This is a genomic window from Rheinheimera metallidurans, from assembly GCF_036983985.1.
GTDB classification, from domain to species: Bacteria; Pseudomonadota; Gammaproteobacteria; order Enterobacterales; family Alteromonadaceae; genus Alishewanella; species Alishewanella metallidurans.
The window spans coordinates 751,551-769,909 of the sequence record NZ_JALAHQ010000002.1; the positions used below are offsets into that span (position 1 = coordinate 751,551).

Here is an 18,359-nt window from a genome sequence, read left to right on the forward strand (position 1 = left end):
AACAACTACACTATACACCAACTTTTCAAGACAAAAATAAGCCAACAGCCGCCAATCAAAGTCAGTATGCTATTCTAGGTGCGGTTTTAAAACTCGACACTATGAAACGGAACACTATGCAGTACTCATTTAACTTTAATAGTGCTGGCAGCAGTTTGGCCGCGCTAAGCAATACCGCCGATTTTACCCACCTAACCCCAGTGTTATGTTTACATGGCTGGTTAGATAACGCTGCCAGCTTTATTCCATTGACTCAACAGTTTGCTAATCTGCCAATGTTGGCTATTGAGTTTCCCGGTCATGGTCATTCAACGCACCGCAGTAACGACGCTCATTACTATTTTTTTGATTGGATACAAGATATCGTGCAGCTGTGCCGCCAACAACATTGGCAACAACTGACCATTATTGGTCACTCGATGGGCGCCATGGTAGCGACTGCGCTAGCTGCCGCATTTCCTGAATTGGTTGCGAAGCTGGTACTGATAGATAGTTTAGGCTTTGTTACCGATACGCCAGCGCATAGCGTGAAGCAATTAAGAGACGGTGTACTGTCACGGTTAAAGCCCACAACACGCAAGCCTAACTACGCTGACATTAATGAGGCAGCTTTCGCTCGGCAAAAACAAAGTGATTTTAGTTTGGTTGAAGCTATGTTACTTGCTAAGCGTGGCACCATTGCTAGCGACAAAGGCATAACCTGGCGGGCGGATATGCGCCTGCGATACAGTTCGGTGTACCGCTTAAGCCCAGAGCAAGCCATAGCGCTAATGTCAGCGGTAACCTGCCCTACGCTTGCGGTCATTGCCCAAGACGGTCCGTTTTATTCCAAAGTAAACGCATTAGCTAAACATTACCAACAGCTGCAAATAGCACTGGTAATGGGTGGCCACCATTGTCATATGACTGAAGCGGAAGCTGTTGCCGAACATATACAGCAATTTTTAGCGCAATAAAAAACCGCAGCAAGCTGCGGTTTTTATTAGCTTATATAGTGCTAAAAACAATTAGCCTTTAAGCACTGTGGCTACCGACTTAGCAAAGTAATCAATATTGCTATGGTTTAACCCAGCAATGCTAACTCGGCTTGAATCAACCATATAAATACTAAACTCACTACGCAGACGAGCAATTTGGGCTTTATCAATACCTAAGAAGCTAAACATACCGTGCTGACGGGTTATAAAGCTGAAATCTTGAGTTACACCTTCACCGGCTAGCTTATCAATAATTAACTGGCGGTAATTGTTAATACGATTACGCATTTCTGCCAACTCTTGGTGCCATAACGCTGTTAGCTCGGCGCTATCCAGAATATTCGCCACCACAATAGCGCCATGCGCTGGTGGCATAGAATAAATGCTGCGCACGACACCTAGCAGGTTACTTCTAACAATATCGCTTACTTTGCTATCAGCTGACATAATAGACACTGCACCTATACGCTCACGGTATAAGCCAAAGTTTTTTGAACATGAGCTACACAGCAGCATTTCATCAACAGTATCAGCTAGATGACGCAAACCTTTGGCATCTTCTTCAAGCCCAGCACCAAAACCTTGATAAGCCATATCAACCAAAGGTGTAAAACCGCGCTCTTTAGCTACTTGGGCAAAACGCTGCCACTGAGCAAAGGTTAGATCCATACCGCTAGGGTTATGACAACAAGCGTGTACCAGCACCACATCACCCGCTGGTACGTTGGCTAAATCAGCAAACATACCCTCCTCATCCAGCCCCTTAGTGCTGTAATCGTAGTAGGTGTATTCTTTTACGTTTAAGCCAGCGGCTTTAAACATAGAAATATGGTTAGCCCAAGTGGGTTTGGTTACCCAAATAGTGGCGTTAGGGTTAGCTTTTTTTATAAATTCGGCAGCAACACGCAGAGCGCCTGTACCGCCTGGGGTATGGGCACTGGTTATACGGTTAGCTAGCAACGCCTTATGGGCGTGACCAAAGGCTAACTTTTCAATATGCGCGTTAAAGCCTAAGTCACCAGCCATACCTATATAGGTTTTGCTATCTTCGTTTTTTAAACGCAGTGCTTCTGCTTCTTTTACGCATTTTAATACTGCGGTATGGCCTTGCTCATCTTTATATACGCCAACACCTAGGTCGACTTTATTCGGGTTCTGATCTTCTTTATACGCTGCCATTAAACCTAAGATTGGATCAGTGGCTACCGGTTGTAACTGAGCAAACATAATGTTCTACCTGATTAAAGTTACATGAAAAAGACTGCGCTTATGGCAAGTATGCCGGTATGGTTAAACATACCGCAACCAACAGTGCCATAGCATCAGCAGTGAATACGTGTTTATTAAAATCTTCAGCATCAACAATGCCGACTATTTTGCCTGATTGGTCAAACAGAGGCAAACACGCTTCAGCTTGTACCTTAGGATCGCAGGTATAATATTCGCCGCCAGTGCCTAAATACGCCGCAACATCGTTAATCACCTTTGCGCGACCACTTAAACCTACGCTGCTGTTATTGCTGGCTTTAGCAAATTCCGCCGTTAACGGAAACTCTGCACGTGATGGCGCACCGTAATAGGCTAATTTCACCAATACCTGCTGTGCATCAACATTAGGCCTAGCCTGATAAATACCAAACCAATCTAAACCTGAATTCTCACGATAAAACGTGACTATTTTAGTTAATTGTTGCAATGCAATGAGGTTTTTTTCAGTTTGCCCACCTAAGATAGCGCTTAAGTCATAAGGCGTATCAGTTAGTTCACCAAATAGTGAACACGCGCCTCCCTCACCTAACTCTGGAACTTGATACTGCCATTGTACTTTGGGTGCAGCAACACACTGCAAATAGCTGCGCAGTGTGACTAATATTGCATGTACCTGTGGTGATAAATCACCATACTGGGCTACTAAACCGGAGCGCTGAAGATAGTCAGAAACAGATATCGATGTTGGTACAGAAACGTGCATCATTATAGCCATCCAGATTTCTAAATTTGGTAAGCATTTTACCAGAAGCCATTAAAAAACCAAGCAGGCTCGGCTAATTGCACACTAATTGTTGCCCCAACCGGCATGGACCATTAAGCTGACACTATTGTAACGTAACCTGCACTATTTTTATGGCATCAAATAAAATTTCACTGGCTGACTGGCAAGCAAAACTTAATCCGAGCGGCAATACCACTACGCTAAAAGATGACCCTAACTTGGTATTTAGCACCGCGACAGGTCGCATTAACAATAAACCCAGCGACAAAGTTGTTGGCCAAAATTATGAAGATGGCGCAGTGCGTATTCGCCGAGAAACCAAAGGCCGTGGCGGTAAAGCGGTGTTAACCATTAGCGGTATTGCAAAAACAGCGGATGAATTAGAGCGGCTTGCCGCCAAACTGAAAAAAAAGTGTGCCTGCGGCGGTGCAGTAAAAGATGGCGTAATTGAAATACAAGGCGATAAACGCGAGTTAGTTGAGCAGTTATTGCAAGCAGAGGGTTTTAAAACCAAATGGGCCGGAGGCTGATACCTGCGCCTTGGTGCTTAGAAATGAACCGGCTTACCCACACCAACACGCCGTCAACGGTTGGTTTAAGGTAAGTCGATTCTCTTGATGTATTATCAGTACAATTTGCAGGCTACTTTACCGCTTCACTATTATACGGCTGACCAAACACTTTATTAAAAAAGCTGTCTTTCAACCAATAAGGTCGCTGTTTGGTGTTGGCGATATCTAGGGCAATATTAAAGTTAATATTGGTAAATACTGCGCCTGCATCATAACGAATTGGCCCATATTCTTTGGTTAGACTTGGAATGTCATCCGATGGCTTATGATAATGCTTAGCAAAGAAACTACCCCAAATTTGTCCACCGTCTTGCTTTGGATCTTGCGATTTAAAGCCTGTCATTAAGAATACGGCTGGGATGCCTTTTTTCACCAAAGTATAGTGATCTGAGCGCGTAAAAATTGCTTGCTCTGGCATTGGATCAGCACTTAACGCAATGCCTTCTTTAGCTGCAGCCTGTTTTACCACATTACCTAATGACGAATGGTTAGCTCCAAACGCAATCATGTCAGCAAAGGGGTACAGCAATACTGGCATATCTAAATTAACGTTAGCGACTAACTTTTCAATTGGCCGGGTTGGGTGGTTGGCAAAGTAATCTGCACCTAATAAACCCTTTTCTTCACCCGTTACCACAACAAATAAAATAGAACGTTTAGGCGCCTCTGGTAACTGTGCAAATAAGCGTGCGGTTTCTAATAAAATAGATACACCGGCGGCGTTATCCATTGCACCATTGTTTATTTTATCGTCGCTGCGTAAATCGTTGCTTAAGCCAATATGGTCAGAGTGGGCAGTAATAACCACATATTCGTCTTTTAATATGGGATCTGACCCCGGCAATACGGCAATCACGTTAGGGCTAGATATTTGCTCATAGTTAGATTTACGGTTTAGTGATGCTGATACACCTAAATCAAAACCTTTCGGGCTGTGTTTATTATCTAACTGAGTAAAAATATCGACTAGCGATACGGGCGCTTTAGCAAACAATGCCGCTGCCGCGTCAGGATGCATATAGGCACCAGCTTTTAAGTTAGGATAATTATCAGCGGGTACACCATCGGCATTTAACCACTGCATGCTAGGCGTATTTAAATATAGCAAGCTAGTCGCGTACGGCCGGTTTTTTTCTTGAATGGGTGTGTGCACGGTAATAACACCTACCGCACCGCGCTCAGCGGCCAATTTAGTTTTTAAACTATTTAAATGTGCCGCTTCTTCGCTAGGTAAACTGTCTGGGCGGCCAGCAAGAATAACGACAATTTTGCCCTTAACATCTAAGCCAGCATAATCGTTAATACTAAATTCGTCTGACACCATGCCGTAACCAGCAAACACTAAAGGCGCAGTAACATCGGTGGCCGCATGCTGCATATTAGGCCCGGTAAAAAAAGCTTTCGGGTAACTTAGCTCAGTATTTTTGCCATCAACATGTAGCGTAAATTTTGCGCTATTGGCGGCTAAACGCGCTTTACGCATAGGTACACGCTGGTAATAACTGTCATTTTCACCAGCTGGTTTAAGGCCTAATGCTTGCAGCTGCGTGGCAATATAAATAGCAGCAATTTCATGTTCTTTGCTGCCAGTGTCGCGGCCCGCTAAGGCATCGGCAGACAAAAACTGCATATGCGCTTCTATTGCTTGTGCATTCGCAGCGGGTGCTAACACCGCTGAAGTTTGTGATGCGGTGCCAACGCACCCCGTTAACGCACTTAATGTTAGTGCGGCGGCAATAAGTTTTAGCTTCATTTAACGTCCTTAAAATAGCAGTGCCAGCATAGGCTGGCACTGGTTTTATACTTAAGCGGCGCGCTTAGTTAATGCGCTGCTGGTATTTATCGTGCATTTGCTTGTGGTGGTTATTTAAGTCAACCGCCCTACCATCGATCCACAAATGGGTAACCTTGTGGCCCAGATAATCGAAAATATCACCGTCAGATACCACTAGGCTGGCAGCTTTGCCTACCTCAATGCTACCTATTTTATCAGCAACACCCGCAATTTTCGCAGCATTAATGGTAACAGAACGTAACGCTTGCTCTGGAGTTAAACCAAAACTAATGGCCTGACCTGCCGCAAACACCACGTTACGGGTATCCCAATAGCCATCTAGTGATAAGGCATACTCAACACCGGCATCTTGTAATACTTTTGGCGTAATAAAGGCTTGGCTATAATTTTCGTCACCGCGGGTTGGTAAACCATAGGGCGCAGTATAAATTACCGCCACCTTGGCTGCGGCCAGTTCATCCGCCATACGCCAGCTATCACGCCCACCAACAATATTTAGCTTCACGCCATATTCTTTGGCTAATAGCATGGCTTGGCGAATTTGCCGTGCATCATCGGCGTGAACAAACAACGGTCGCTCACCTTTAAACACGGGCAACATGGCTTGCCAACGCGAGTCTATGCCTTTGTTTAATCCGGCTTGTTCCGCATCAAAGTAAGCTTTAGCTGATTTAAAATGCTGCTGTAGTTTTTCTAACTGTGCTGCATTGGCTTTACGCACTTCGTCGGCCGGTTTTGGGTTCCAGCGTGAGCCTAAGCTATCAGCATTAGGCCAGCGCACATGCAACCCCGTACCATCAGCAACCACAGCATCTTGGTAGTTCCAGGCATCTAGCTGCATTAAACTTGACTGGCCCATTAACATGCTGCCCGATGGATACACCATCGCATAAGCAAAACCATTGCTGCGAATAGTTGGAATAACTTCAGAATCAGCGTTATAAGCCACTTTCGCCCGAATATCAGGGTTAGTTTGCGTTACTTCGTTCGTATCATCGGTTGAGCGTACGGCATCAATTTCAGTTAAACCGAGTTGGTTAGCCAGTGCGATAAGACCTGGATAAACATGCTTGCCATCAAGTGCCAATACAGTAGCGCCCTCTGGTGCAGTTAAACCTTGGCCAATAGCCGCAATTTTACCATCAACTATTAACAAATCAGTATTGCTGCTAACACCAGCAGTTACCGTGTGCAAGGTAACACCAGTTAATAATAACGGTCCGGTTGCCGCTTTTGCTGGCACCATATCGTTTGCTAAGCTTTGCCCTGCACTAATGCTGCCAGCTAAGGCAACAATCAGACTTAAACAGGTATTAGATAATTTCATTCTGCTGCTCCTTAGTGTGCACGGCCGTTAGCATGGATGTGAGTGGTAATGTTCCACCAGTCACCCTGATCTTCACAGTGCCATTCTGGCTCATCCTGCTTATAAGCGTCTTTGTCACCGGCTTTTGCAGAGTCATCGGCTCCAAGCACTTTTTGCACTAGCGCGGCCTTTTCTGCCTCTAAGTTTTGCTGAAGCTGTTTGTCGGTGTTGATATCAAAGTACTTAGTACCGGCAATCCAGGTTTGCTGCGCTTGGCTATATACTGACAATGGGTTGGTATTCCACAACACGAAGTCCGCTTGTTTGCCTTGCTTAATAGAGCCAGTAACACCGTCTATTTTCAGCTGTATTGCTGGGTTAATGGTAACCATTTTCAGGGCATCATGTTGGTCCATACCACAATACATTACTGATTTTGCTGCTTCTTGGTTTAAACGGCGCTGCAAACCGGCATCGTCAGAGTTAATACTAACCAACAAGCCTTCTTTAGCCATTAAACAGGCGTTAGTTGGAATGGCATCTTGCACTTCCATTTTATACGCCCACCAATCAGCGAAAGTAGACGCGCTAGCGCCGTGCGCTTTCATTTCTTTAGCAACTTTATAGCCTTCTAAAATATGCGTAAAAGTTGTGATGTTAAAGCCCATCTCTTCGGCAACATCCATTAGCATTAATATTTCCGATGCCACGTAAGAGTGAGTATGAATAAAGCGCTTTTTATCTAGTATTTCAACTAACGTCTGCAGGCGATAATCAGTGCGCGGTGGCGCTACATCATCACGCTGACGTTTTGACAGCTTGTTATATTCAGCCCAAGTCGCTTTATATTCTTTAGCTGCTTGGAACGCATCACGCACTGTAGTTTCAACACCCATACGCGTTTGCGGGTAACGTGAGGTAAAAGAGTCACCCCAGTTAGACTGTTTAACGTTTTCACCCAAAGCAAATTTGATACTTGGTGGTGCCGCTTTCATTTTTAAGCCATCAGCCGACTCACCCCAGCGAAATTGCACAACTTGCGCCATGCCGCCAATAGCGTTGGCACTACCATGTAATAACTGTGCAGTAGTAGTACCGCCAGCTAAACCACGATACAAGTTAATATCTTCTGGGTTTAGTACATCACCAATATGCACTTCTGAGGTAACCGAGTCGGTGCCCTCGTTTACGCCAGCTTCAATAGCTACGTGCGAGTGCTCATCAATGATCCCTGGCGTTAAGTGCATGCCTTTAGCATCGATAACGTCAAAACCACTTGGCGTAGCAAGGTTTTTACCTATTTTGTCGAATTTACCGTTGCGTACAATAACGTCGGTATTTTCTAACACGCCCTCTTTTTCTGCCGTCCAAACCGTAGCATTTTTTATATGCACGTTTTGTTGTTTCGCCTTAGCTGGCAAACCATAAGCACGGTTAGGGAAAGTAAGTTGCGATAACATCGTCGTGTCAACGTTTGCTACCTTGGCTGCTTCTGATTTTTTATCAGTAGCTTGGCGCTGCGCAGTTACCGTTTCAGTGCGGCCTGATAGCTGCCATTTACCGGTTAAGTTGTTATCAACTAATTGACCGCTAAATTGCGCAATCTGCTTATCACCCGTTAGTTCGGCTAAATTAACATTGAACTGCAATAATTGCTGTGCGGCAGTAACATTGTCTAATTTAACGCCCTTAGTATCTGCTGCTGATACTAACTTGGCATTGCCAGCTAGCTTATCGCCACTACCGTCTAGTTTAATAGTAACGGCCTTTCCTGCGATATTAAGCTGGTATTCGCCAGCAAAATTAACCGGATTAACCGCAGTAATAAGATGCTGCTGCCCGCGGATCCAGGTTGCGACTATGGCACCATCGGTAAATAAGTCACCATCAGCCAGTACTAAGTCTGCCTGATAACCTGGAGCAATTTTACCTAACCTATCGGCAACACCCGCGATACGCGCAGGTTCAGTAGTTAGGGCGGCCAAGGCTTTATCAGCCGATAAACCGTATTTAACCGCTTTACGTAAGTTAGGCCAAAATTGCTTGGTATCTTTTAGTTTAAAGGTAGTTAAAGCAAAAGGAATACCCGCCTTTGCTAGCTCGCCCGGGTTAGCTGGTGCACGCTCCCAATGACGTAAATCCGCTAAACTAACGTCGACTTGATCAGCAACTTGCTCAACAGACGGCGCAGCTGGGAAATTCAACGGCAGTATAATGCTACGGCCAGTGGCTTTTATTTCATCACGGCGCACATATTCAAAACCCGAACCTACTATTACTGCATTAGTTAGTTTGAATTCACTCAGTAACTGATGCGCACGTAGTAATGATTTGTCGTCTGAGGTTTCAAAAATTGCCCCTGACTGATCAATATGACTTAAATTTTGTAACGCCGCATTAAACTCGATTGGCGAGTTAAAATAACGCGTGTCAGTTTTACCATAAGCACCGTTATACCAGTTGGCATCGCTTAGTGTTTGGCGAATAAGTGCAATACTGCCCATTAACGATGAAGGGTAGCTTTGCTTTGAGGTGCCTTTACTAAAGGCCATAAACTGCGGACCATTAGCCTTTAATACCAGCTCATTGGCGATGCCATCACCTAATGAGCTAACAAACGCCTGACCACGAAAAATACCGTCAAAACGCGCAGACTGGGCGGTAGTAAAGCCCAATTTGCGTAGCTCTGCTGCCGCTTTACTATCAGGTTTAAATTCTGATACCCACTGCTGTTGGGCATGAATAGCATCATTACTGGCGTTGCCACCTTTACGATCATTTTTATACACCGGCGCATCACGGTAACTACCCGGAGCTGAACGCTCTGCAGGTTTAATACCATATTGGGTGTAAGGGTCAATAAAACCTGGGTATAGGGTGTAACGGCTAGCATCAATAGTTTGATAGCCGGCTGGCACTGATATCTTGGTACCCACTGCGCTAATACGACCGTCCGCAATAAGCACGGTAGCATTGCTAAGCTTTTTGCCTGGTTCGGTATAAACAGTAGCGCCAGTAAGCGCAATCAGGTTAGGGGTTTTATCAACAATACCTTGTGTGGGTGTGGTCTGGTCGGCGTGGCTGCTAGCGGCAAAAGCACTAATCAGCGCGGCGCTTAACAGCGACAAACGCTCTGAGGTCATAACTTATTCCTGGATTAAGAATTATCTGTTAATAACGTAGTTCAGACGACCAAGCTCTTGCTCAGCCAATGGCGTACTAAAATAGTAGCCCTGAACCTGGTAGCAAGCATTTCTTCTTAAAAATTCGACTTGTTCTGCCGTTTCAACTCCTTCAGCCACAACACGAAGATTCATCTTCTGTGCCATGGCAATAATCGCCGCCACAATATTCATGTCGTTACGATCATCCGGAATATCTTTGACAAACGAGCGATCTATTTTTAGCTCATCTACCGGAAAACGCTTTAAATAACTAAGCGAGGAATAGCCTGTACCAAAGTCATCAATAGATAAAGACACACCGAGACGCTTTAACTGATTTAATTGGTTAATAGCCGCATCGGTATCACCCATTAGCATACTTTCGGTAATTTCAAAGGTAATACTGGCTGGGTTTGCACCGGTACGAATTAAAATCCGTTCAATAATTTCAGGTAAGTTATCATCATTAAACTGGCGCGCTGACAGATTAATCGACAAGGTGACATTATGGCCACGGCTATGCTGTCGTGTTAAAAAGCGACAACCCTCCCAAATTATCCATTCACCAATTTGTACTATTAAGCCGGTACTTTCCGCTACAGAAATAAAACGTAGCGGTGGTATTAAAATATTATCGGGTGTTAGCCAACGTAATAAGGCTTCATAACCAGTAATACTATTGTTACGAATATCAATTTTCGGTTGGTAGTACAATAAAAACTGTTGTTCGCGAATGGCTTCACGTAGTTTATTTTCTATTAATAGCCGTTCGTTTGCCGCATCATTTAAATCTTGGCTGAAAAAATGAAAGGTGTTTTTACCACGCGCTTTAGCTTCGTACATCGCTAAATCGGCATGCTTTAACAGTAATTCTTCTTCTGATGCATCTTCAGGGGCAATAGTAATACCAATGCTGGCACTGATAGAAACCTCGTGCTGGCCCAACTTTACCGGTGTACTAAAGGCTTGCTGTAAATTAGCCGCTATGGCTGATGCTTGGGCTCTGTCTTTGATACCACTTAATATTACCGCAAATTCATCACCACCTAAGCGCGCGATAGTATCCTCTTCACGCAGCCTCGCCATTAGTCGGTTTGACACCTCTTTAAGCAGCTCATCTCCGGCGTCATGCCCCAAGGTGTCGTTAATACGCTTAAATTCATCTAAATCAAAATACAATAACGCAAAGTTGTAATAACCACGGTGCGCCATGGCAATGGCTTTGCGCAATTGGTCACGAAAGTAACTTCGGTTAGCTAACCCAGTAAGTGCATCGTAGTAAGCCAGTTGTTCCATTTTTTTCTGGCTTTGCTTAATAAAAGAAATGTCCTGCATTGCACAAACATAATTAGTAATACTGCCCTTTTCATCGCGAATTGGCGCAATAGCCAGCGACACCCATAACTGGCGGTCTTGGTGCTGTAATAGCATATCCCCGCGCCAATGCTGTCGAGCACTGATGGTGCCAGTAATTTCCTCACTAACGTGGCGCATTTCATCAGCAAACAAACTATGCAACGGCTGCTGCAATTGTTCGTTATTACTGCCAATCATCTCAGTTAAAAAAGGGTTAATATACTCAATGTTAAGCCGCTCATCGGTTAATACGATGCCAGAACTAGAAAATGAAACGGCTTTACTTAACTTGCGAGCAGAGTGCTCGGCAACTTCTTTTTCTTCAATACGAATATTAAGGCCAGTAACTAGCTCAGAAATTTCCTCCGACATTCGACCAAATGCCTGATTCAGCAAACCTATTTCATCATGTTTGTTATCCAGCACCACTTTTTGCAAATCGCCACGGGATAAGCGGTTTATGGCGCCAGATAATCTATTTAATCGCTTAAGTATAAACTGATGCACAACCAGCTGTAGCACCAACGCCACCGCTAATGCGACAATTAAAAAAGTTATTAATAAATTGCGCCGAAAACTCTGTAAAGCCGTTAACGCCCGTTTCTTTTCGTTATATACCGCGACGTACCAATTAAGGCCACTAATTGGCGCAGCAGACAGCAAGTATTCCGGAGCTACCGTTGCTGCTTGGTTTAACTGTTTTGGCTTTGCGCTAACCTGGGTGGCGTAGGCTTGTAGGCTGGCACTTTCGAGTTGGATTCTACTGTCAGGCGCCTTTATCGCTGGTGATTGCACTTGCTTATGGAATAACGCGCCGAACACCACGCCATTTTCATCAAATAATAAAGCGTGGCCTTGTTGTAAGCTATTACCCAACGCTAATTTATCAATAAGATCATTGAGCACATAGTCAGTACCGGTAACACCAACAAATTCGTCATCGATATATACCGGAATAATCAGGCTAGTCATCCATTTTTGCCAAATAGCATCGTAGTAAACCGGAGTCCAGCGTGGCTGGCGCACCGGATTATTCTCTGGTGTGGCTATTTGATAAAAGTTATCGGCGTGAAAATCATGAGTTACATCAACAGACATAGCCCAGTCCGCTGGCGAGATACGGATAAATTGCTCTTTAGCAATAAAGTAGAAATTAAAAAAGTCGTGTAACATCAACGGCGATAATTCTTGCCATAATGTTGCCGTGCGCTCAAACATCGCCGCAGTGCGCTCAGTATAATTAGCAGCGGAAATAAAGGCGGCAGAAAAGTTATCTTGCACCCGTACACTACCATCAACTAACGGGCTTAAGCGTTTTTTGCTATTTAACTGCTGCGCACTCAATATTCTTGTAACTGCAAGATTTGCTGTGATGGCTTTTTGCTGTTTTTGCGCAATATCGTGGCTTAGTTGCCGAGCAAAGCTTCTAGTTTGTTGTTCAACTACGGCTTGCTGATGCTCAAGCACCATACTTTTTTGCAACGTAAGCGCAACGTAACCAATAGCAACACCAGCAATAACTATTGCCAAAAACACAACTAGTGCAAATTTTTGCCCTAAAGAATACATTCCATGTAATTTAGCTATATTAACGTCCTTCACTCACTCTGCCTAATTGCGAAAACTAGAGGGTTATTGGCAAGGTTCTACTTTCTGGTAAGATACCCTATTTCCATTATTGCATGTAATTTCATCAAAAGAGAATGAATCAATGAAAAAGCCCCTAACTGCCTTACTTTGTCTCGCTGTGTTATCAGTACCTGCAATAGCGGGTAACGCTTTTGTCGATGCCGAAGATAGCATTGAATACCGTCAAGCAGCCTTTCAGCTTATTCGCCATAACGTGGGTGATATTGCCGCTATGGTAAAAGGTGAAATAAACTACGACGCCGCTCGTGTTAACAAGCGCGCTACCGCACTAGCAACGTTAACCACCTTACCTTGGGAAGCGTTTAGCGTGCCAGGTGCAGATAAAGGCGGTAACGCGAAAGCGGCTATTTGGCAAAATTTGGCAGATTTCACCAGTCGTAGTGAAAAACTCATTGCGGATGCGGCTACACTGAAAGTGGCCGCAGATAGCAACGATCAGGCGGAAGTTCGTAAAGCCTTTGGCAACTTTGCCCGTAACTGCAAAGCCTGCCACGATCAGTATAAAGAATAAGTAGCTAAAAATGGCACAATTTAAAGCTGTGCCATTAGTTTACTACCTTGCCACCAATAAAGTAGCGCCAGCATAAAGACGAATAAGACAAAAAATGCGGCGCTATTTTTTAGTTTAATACCTTTGTTTAGCGGCTTATCTTTTCCCGTTAGTAAAGGCCAAATAACATTATGCACCCGAGCGCTATGCCACAGTGCAGCAAAAACATGCACCGCCACCGCAATTAATAACACATTAATATTCATTTTATGAAAATCAGACGCCAGCTCAACCCAGTAATTAGGTAATAGGCTAACTAACGGGCCATCATTAATATAATTATTATCAAGTGTTGCTAAACCACTGAGTAATTGCAGCACGACCAGCACAATAAGCAGCACTATCATATAAAATGAAGCCGGGTTATGCCCTGTTACCGGATAAGGTTTACGCAAATAATTAATAGCGGTTACTGGCGTTGTCGCAAACCGACTAAATTTCGCGGTGCTACTTCCTATCACACCCCAAACAAGGCGCGATACCACCAATGCAGCTAGGCTATAGGCTAGCAGTTGATGCAACGCTATCATGCCTTCTTCGCCGGTATACCAAAGCCCAGCGATTAATAATACCTGGCTCCAGTGAAAAAAACGTACTGCTAAATCCCATATTTTTACTTTTTGTGACATTACCTTTAGCCTCCGCTATGCTAAGTTTTTGATTTTATACTAGAGAAGCATAAAGATGAATTGGTGGAAATGGACTCTAAGCGCACTAGCCTTGCTGTTGGCCTTATTTGCCGCGCTAATTTATGGCGCACTACGGCTAAGTTTACCCGTATACGACGGCGAGCAAAAAACGAGCATTGATAATACGGCGCGCTTAGAGCGCGACGCTCTGGGTTACCTAAGCATTCATGCGGCTAATCGCACTGATGCCGCGTTTGCCTTAGGCTTTGCCCATGCGCAAGAGCGTTTTTTTCAAATGGATATTTTACGTCGTAATGCTGCAGGTGAGTTATCCGCCTTATTTGGCGAACGCGCGCTTAATACCGATAAAGCCCAGCGCCAACATCGCTTTCGCTTTCGGGCAGAACGTGCGTTAGCGCAACTTAGTGCTAATGAACAACAACGGCTTAACGCATATACTAATGGCGTTAATGAAGGCTTGGCATCACTAAGCTTGCCACCTTTTGAATACAGCCTGTTAGGGCAAACGCCAGAACCATGGCGCACCGCCGATTCGTTTTTAGTGATCTACAGCATGTACCTCGATTTACAAAGCAAGCTAGGCCGCGATGACTATGCAATGACAGTGCTAAAACAGGCATTACCTAGCGACTGGTATCAGTTTTTACAACAGCATTCTGATATTTGGCAGGCTGCACTGGATGGCAGTGTGGTTGCACCAATAGCTATGCCGGAGTCGGAATATCCAGCCGCACTGCGCCAGCAACGTAATGCCTGCCGTCAATGCACACTTATGGACAGTGCCGATATTGGGAGTAACAACTTTGCTGTTGCCGGTAACCTCACTAGCCATGGCAGTGCAATTTTAGCTGACGATATGCATCTAGGTATTCGCGTACCTAGCACTTGGTATAAGGCCCAACTTAATTGGCGCGAAAACGGCAATTTGCATACTGTTACCGGTTTAACCTTACCCGGTACGCCAGCGATAGTAGCCGGTTCAAATGGCAAAGTAGCTTGGGGCTTTACCAATAGCACCGGCGATTGGCATGATTTAATTGCTTTAAAATTGTCAGATGATAACAAACGCTATTTAACCACAGACGGTTGGCAACCACTAACCTATCAGTATGAAACGATTAAAATTGCTGGCCAGCCAGATCAGACGCTTGAGCTTACAGAAACCCAATGGGGCCCAGTGGTAAAGTTTGGCAATAGCCCCGTTTTTGCCCTGCGTTGGGTAGCGCATGATGATATCGCAGTAAACTTTAACCTACTGCAACTAGAGCAAACCAATACGGTAGCCGAAGCACTTAAGCTAGCGCCCTCGGTCGGTGTACCGGTACAAAACCTATTAGTTGCCGACCACCTTGGTCAGATTGGTTGGAGCCTAATTGGCCCTATTCCAGTAAGGCAACTAACCGATTTTGATACCGCACAAGATTGGAGTAGCGGCACCGAGCGTTGGCTTGGCTATCAGGAAGCTGATTTACAACCACAGTATACCGATGCTGACAGGCTATGGACCGCCAATGCCAGAATGATTGGCGGTGAAGCTTATACTCTTATGGGTAATGGTGGCTATGATTTAGGCGCCAGAGGTTGGCAAATTAAGCAAGGATTAGACGAATTACAACAGGCCGACGAACATGCTCTGCATCAAATTCAGCTAGATAATCGGGCATTGATGCTTCAGCGCTGGCAACAACTGTTACTTCAAGTGTTAGACCCTGCTGCAGTTACACAACATCAGCTACAAGCCTATCGACAGCACGTAGTTAATAGCAGCACTCATGCTAGCACCGATGCAGTGGGTTACACACTGGTGCGCGCCTTTCGCCAGCAATTATTAGAACTGCAATTCGCCTCGCTGTCGGCATTACTTGAGCAACATGATGCCCGCAGCCAAGATTTAAAGTTCTCGTTAGAAACCCCCATGTGGCAACTGTTACAACAGCAGCGTAGCGATACCCTGCCGGCACCATACAGCAGCTGGTCGGAACTCATGCTGGCCGCCGTGCTACAAAGTAAAGCCGAGCTTGAGCACCAATATGGCAACTTAGAACACAGCCAATGGGGGCAAGTTAACCCGGCGAAAATTAATCATCCGTTAGCATCAGCAATTCCGTTATTCGGTGATTGGTTAAATATGCCGGCAACGCCAATGAACGGCGATCGCCATATGCCTAGAGTACAACTACCTGGTTTTGGCCAATCAGAGCGTATGGTGGTAGCACCTGGGCAAGAACAGCAAGGTATTTTAACCATACCTGCAGGGCAATCTGGCCACCCATTATCGCCCTTTTACCGTGCAGATCATCAGTATTGGCTAAACGAAGTGGCACTGCCGTTTTTACCCGGTGAGAAAAAATACCAGCTATTGTTAACGCCTCAGGGTTGACTTTAGCCATCTAGACCAACTATGTTAGCGACTATGAAACGAATAATTATTGCGCTCAGCTTTTTTAACTTTACCACCCGACTTGGGAGGCGGTAAGCTGCGCGCGCAGTAAAACCTAAAAACCTCCCATAATGGGAGGTTTTTTTTTGCTTATTTTTAATGCTTAAACCAAGAGATAATTAACATGGAACTGGATGAAATACGTCAAGCAATTAGTGATATCGACCGCCAACTACTGAGTTTATTGTCACAACGTCGACTACTTGCGCTGGCTGTAGCCGACGCCAAACTAGCCACTAACAAACCGATTAGAGATCAGAAGCGTGAGCAAGAGCTGTTAGTATCTTTAATCGAACAAGGCAAGCCGTTAGCACTGGATGCGCAGTACGTTACTCGGTTATATCACGTTATTATTGAAGACTCGGTATTACAGCAACAAGCCAAAATTCAGGGCCAACTTAATGGCACTAACGAACCGACCGTGCGGGTAGCCTTTCTTGGTGGTCAAGGTTCTTACAGTTACTGGGCGGCACAAAAATATTTTGCCCGTCGTGCTGGGCGTATTATTGAACACGGTTGCGATAGCTTTAACGATATAGTGCAAGCAGTAGAAACTGGTCATGCCGACTATGCGGTATTGCCAATAGAAAATACTTCTTCTGGCAGTATTAACGAAGTGTATGATATTTTGCAGCACACTCGGTTATCTATTGTTGGCGAGCTTACCCACCCAATTGCCCACTGTTTACTAGGCTTAGCGCAAACCGATCTGAGTAAAATTCGTCAAGTGTGTGCCCACCCACAAGTTATTGCCCAGTGCAGTCAATATTTACAGGGCTTATCACAGGTAAAAATTGAATATTGTGATAGCTCATCAGATGCATTTAACCGCATTAAACAGCAACAAGACCCCACGATAGTTGCTATTGGCGGTGAAGAAGGCGGCCAGTTGTATGGCCTAAATGTACTAACGCGTGATCTTGCCAATCAAAAAGATAACGTCAGTCGGTTTATTGTCGTCGCGCGTAAACCAGTAACGGTTGCCAAAGCCCTGCCAGCAAAAACCACTTTTATTATGTATACCGGCCAGCAACCCGGAGCCTTAGTAGACGCCTTACTGGTGCTAAAACAGCATGGCATTAGCATGGGCAAGCTAGAATCACGCCCCATAAATGGCAACCCGTGGGAAGAAATGTTCTACGTCGATGTATTTGCTAATTTAAACGACTACGCCATGACCCGCGCTTTAGAAGAGTTAAATAGAATTACAAAGTTTATTAAGGTACTCGGCTGTTACCCAAGTGAAGATATAGAACCAACAGTAGTAACGACCAATTAGGTTAAAAGCAGTAATAACTCATTGCATAAAGTTCCAGCCAGCCCTAAGCTGCTGGAACTACAGTAACTCTAGCAATATAGCTAATTGCGCCTCAACATCCCCAACCAGAAGCAATTGTCTGGTATAAACCTGTGGATCAGCTGATAAAATGAGGTAACCCTTTCTTGGGCCTAACGGTTTGATAATATCCAGTTGCCCGAACTGACCATAATAACGAAGCGCCATTACAGCCAACCTAGCCCGTTCAAAATCAGTTTTAGCTTTTAGCTGATTAAGCTGGTAATTTTTTGAAAATATCACATGAGCACGCAGCTTTACTTGAATATCCGGCTCATTAATTAACTTGCTGACTTCACCTTCTGTTTGAAACTGTGCCAACCTTTTCACTATCAGTGCTTTATCTGTTTTATATGCGGGTAAATCTATTGTTATTAGCTCGTGTTGCTGTGCAGACACAAAGCCATACGGTAGCAGACAAAATAACAAGTTCACGAGATAGATTATTTTTCTCACAACATTTTCCTTACGTAAAAAAATGATAAGTTACCCCAGCGAAGATATAGAGCCAACATAATTACAGAGCGGCTAATTTAACCATAAGGGCCTAAGCTAGGATCCTAGGCCCAG

At 44.6% G+C, this 18,359-nt stretch carries 13 protein-coding genes; 5 read left to right on the forward strand and 8 right to left on the reverse strand.

Annotation, left to right across the window (positions count from 1 at the left end; genetic code table 11):
* The first annotated feature begins 116 nt into the window (after nt 1-116).
* Entirely contained in the window at nt 117-956 is an 840-nt protein-coding gene (locus MN199_RS08945) for an alpha/beta fold hydrolase (protein ID WP_335739167.1), read from the forward strand.
* 51 nt (nt 957-1,007) lie between these two features.
* On the opposite strand, the gene MN199_RS08950 is transcribed toward MN199_RS08945, so the two are convergent.
* Entirely contained in the window at nt 1,008-2,204 is a 1,197-nt protein-coding gene (locus tag MN199_RS08950; RefSeq protein ID WP_132584518.1) for an amino acid aminotransferase, read from the reverse strand.
* A 40-nt stretch (nt 2,205-2,244) separates the two neighbouring features.
* Entirely contained in the window at nt 2,245-2,952 is a 708-nt protein-coding gene (locus MN199_RS08955) for a GAF domain-containing protein (RefSeq protein WP_335739168.1), read from the reverse strand.
* Nucleotides 2,953-3,101: 149 nt separating this feature from the next.
* Here MN199_RS08955 and yciH point away from each other — a divergent pair, with 149 nt between their 5' ends.
* Nucleotides 3,102-3,500 (forward strand): stress response translation initiation inhibitor YciH, encoded by a 399-nt coding sequence (yciH, locus tag MN199_RS08960; protein ID WP_132584520.1) that lies wholly within the window; start codon nt 3,102-3,104, stop codon nt 3,498-3,500.
* Between the two features lie 112 nt (nt 3,501-3,612).
* On the opposite strand, the gene MN199_RS08965 is transcribed toward yciH, so the two are convergent.
* The 4 genes from MN199_RS08965 to MN199_RS08980 all read right to left on the reverse strand — a co-directional run bounded on the left by MN199_RS08965 (nt 3,613) and on the right by MN199_RS08980 (nt 12,765).
* Nucleotides 3,613-5,295 carry a M28 family metallopeptidase gene (locus MN199_RS08965; RefSeq protein ID WP_335739169.1) on the reverse strand — a complete coding sequence of 561 codons (1,683 nt, stop codon included), beginning with the start codon at nt 5,293-5,295 and terminating at the stop codon, nt 3,613-3,615.
* Between the two features lie 64 nt (nt 5,296-5,359).
* Entirely contained in the window at nt 5,360-6,664 is a 1,305-nt protein-coding gene (locus tag MN199_RS08970; protein ID WP_335739170.1) for an amidohydrolase family protein, read from the reverse strand.
* Between the two features lie 11 nt (nt 6,665-6,675).
* Nucleotides 6,676-9,786, reverse strand: a complete 3,111-nt coding sequence (locus MN199_RS08975; protein WP_335739171.1) for an amidohydrolase family protein — start codon at nt 9,784-9,786, stop codon at nt 6,676-6,678.
* A 21-nt stretch (nt 9,787-9,807) separates the two neighbouring features.
* Nucleotides 9,808-12,765 carry a bifunctional diguanylate cyclase/phosphodiesterase gene (locus MN199_RS08980; RefSeq protein ID WP_207903075.1) on the reverse strand — a complete coding sequence of 986 codons (2,958 nt, stop codon included), beginning with the start codon at nt 12,763-12,765 and terminating at the stop codon, nt 9,808-9,810.
* Between the two features lie 109 nt (nt 12,766-12,874).
* Between MN199_RS08980 and MN199_RS08985 the strand changes: the two genes are divergently transcribed.
* The gene (locus tag MN199_RS08985; RefSeq protein ID WP_132584528.1) at nt 12,875-13,324 is read left to right on the forward strand and encodes a c-type cytochrome; all 450 of its coding nucleotides are present in this window, start codon (nt 12,875-12,877) and stop codon (nt 13,322-13,324) included.
* Nucleotides 13,325-13,344: 20 nt separating this feature from the next.
* Here MN199_RS08985 and MN199_RS08990 read toward each other — a convergent pair whose 3' ends face one another.
* Nucleotides 13,345-13,992, reverse strand: a complete 648-nt coding sequence (locus tag MN199_RS08990; RefSeq protein WP_335739172.1) for a cytochrome b/b6 domain-containing protein — start codon at nt 13,990-13,992, stop codon at nt 13,345-13,347.
* Nucleotides 13,993-14,047: 55 nt separating this feature from the next.
* On the opposite strand from MN199_RS08990, the gene MN199_RS08995 reads away from it, so the two are divergent.
* Nucleotides 14,048-16,393, forward strand: coding sequence for a penicillin acylase family protein (locus MN199_RS08995; RefSeq protein WP_335739173.1), 2,346 nt, complete (start codon nt 14,048-14,050; stop codon nt 16,391-16,393).
* Between the two features lie 184 nt (nt 16,394-16,577).
* Nucleotides 16,578-17,732, forward strand: coding sequence for a chorismate mutase (locus MN199_RS09000; RefSeq protein WP_335739174.1), 1,155 nt, complete (start codon nt 16,578-16,580; stop codon nt 17,730-17,732).
* A 57-nt stretch (nt 17,733-17,789) separates the two neighbouring features.
* Here MN199_RS09000 and MN199_RS09005 read toward each other — a convergent pair whose 3' ends face one another.
* The gene (locus MN199_RS09005; protein WP_335739175.1) at nt 17,790-18,245 is read right to left on the reverse strand and encodes a hypothetical protein; all 456 of its coding nucleotides are present in this window, start codon (nt 18,243-18,245) and stop codon (nt 17,790-17,792) included.
* Nucleotides 18,246-18,359: the final 114 nt, after the last annotated feature.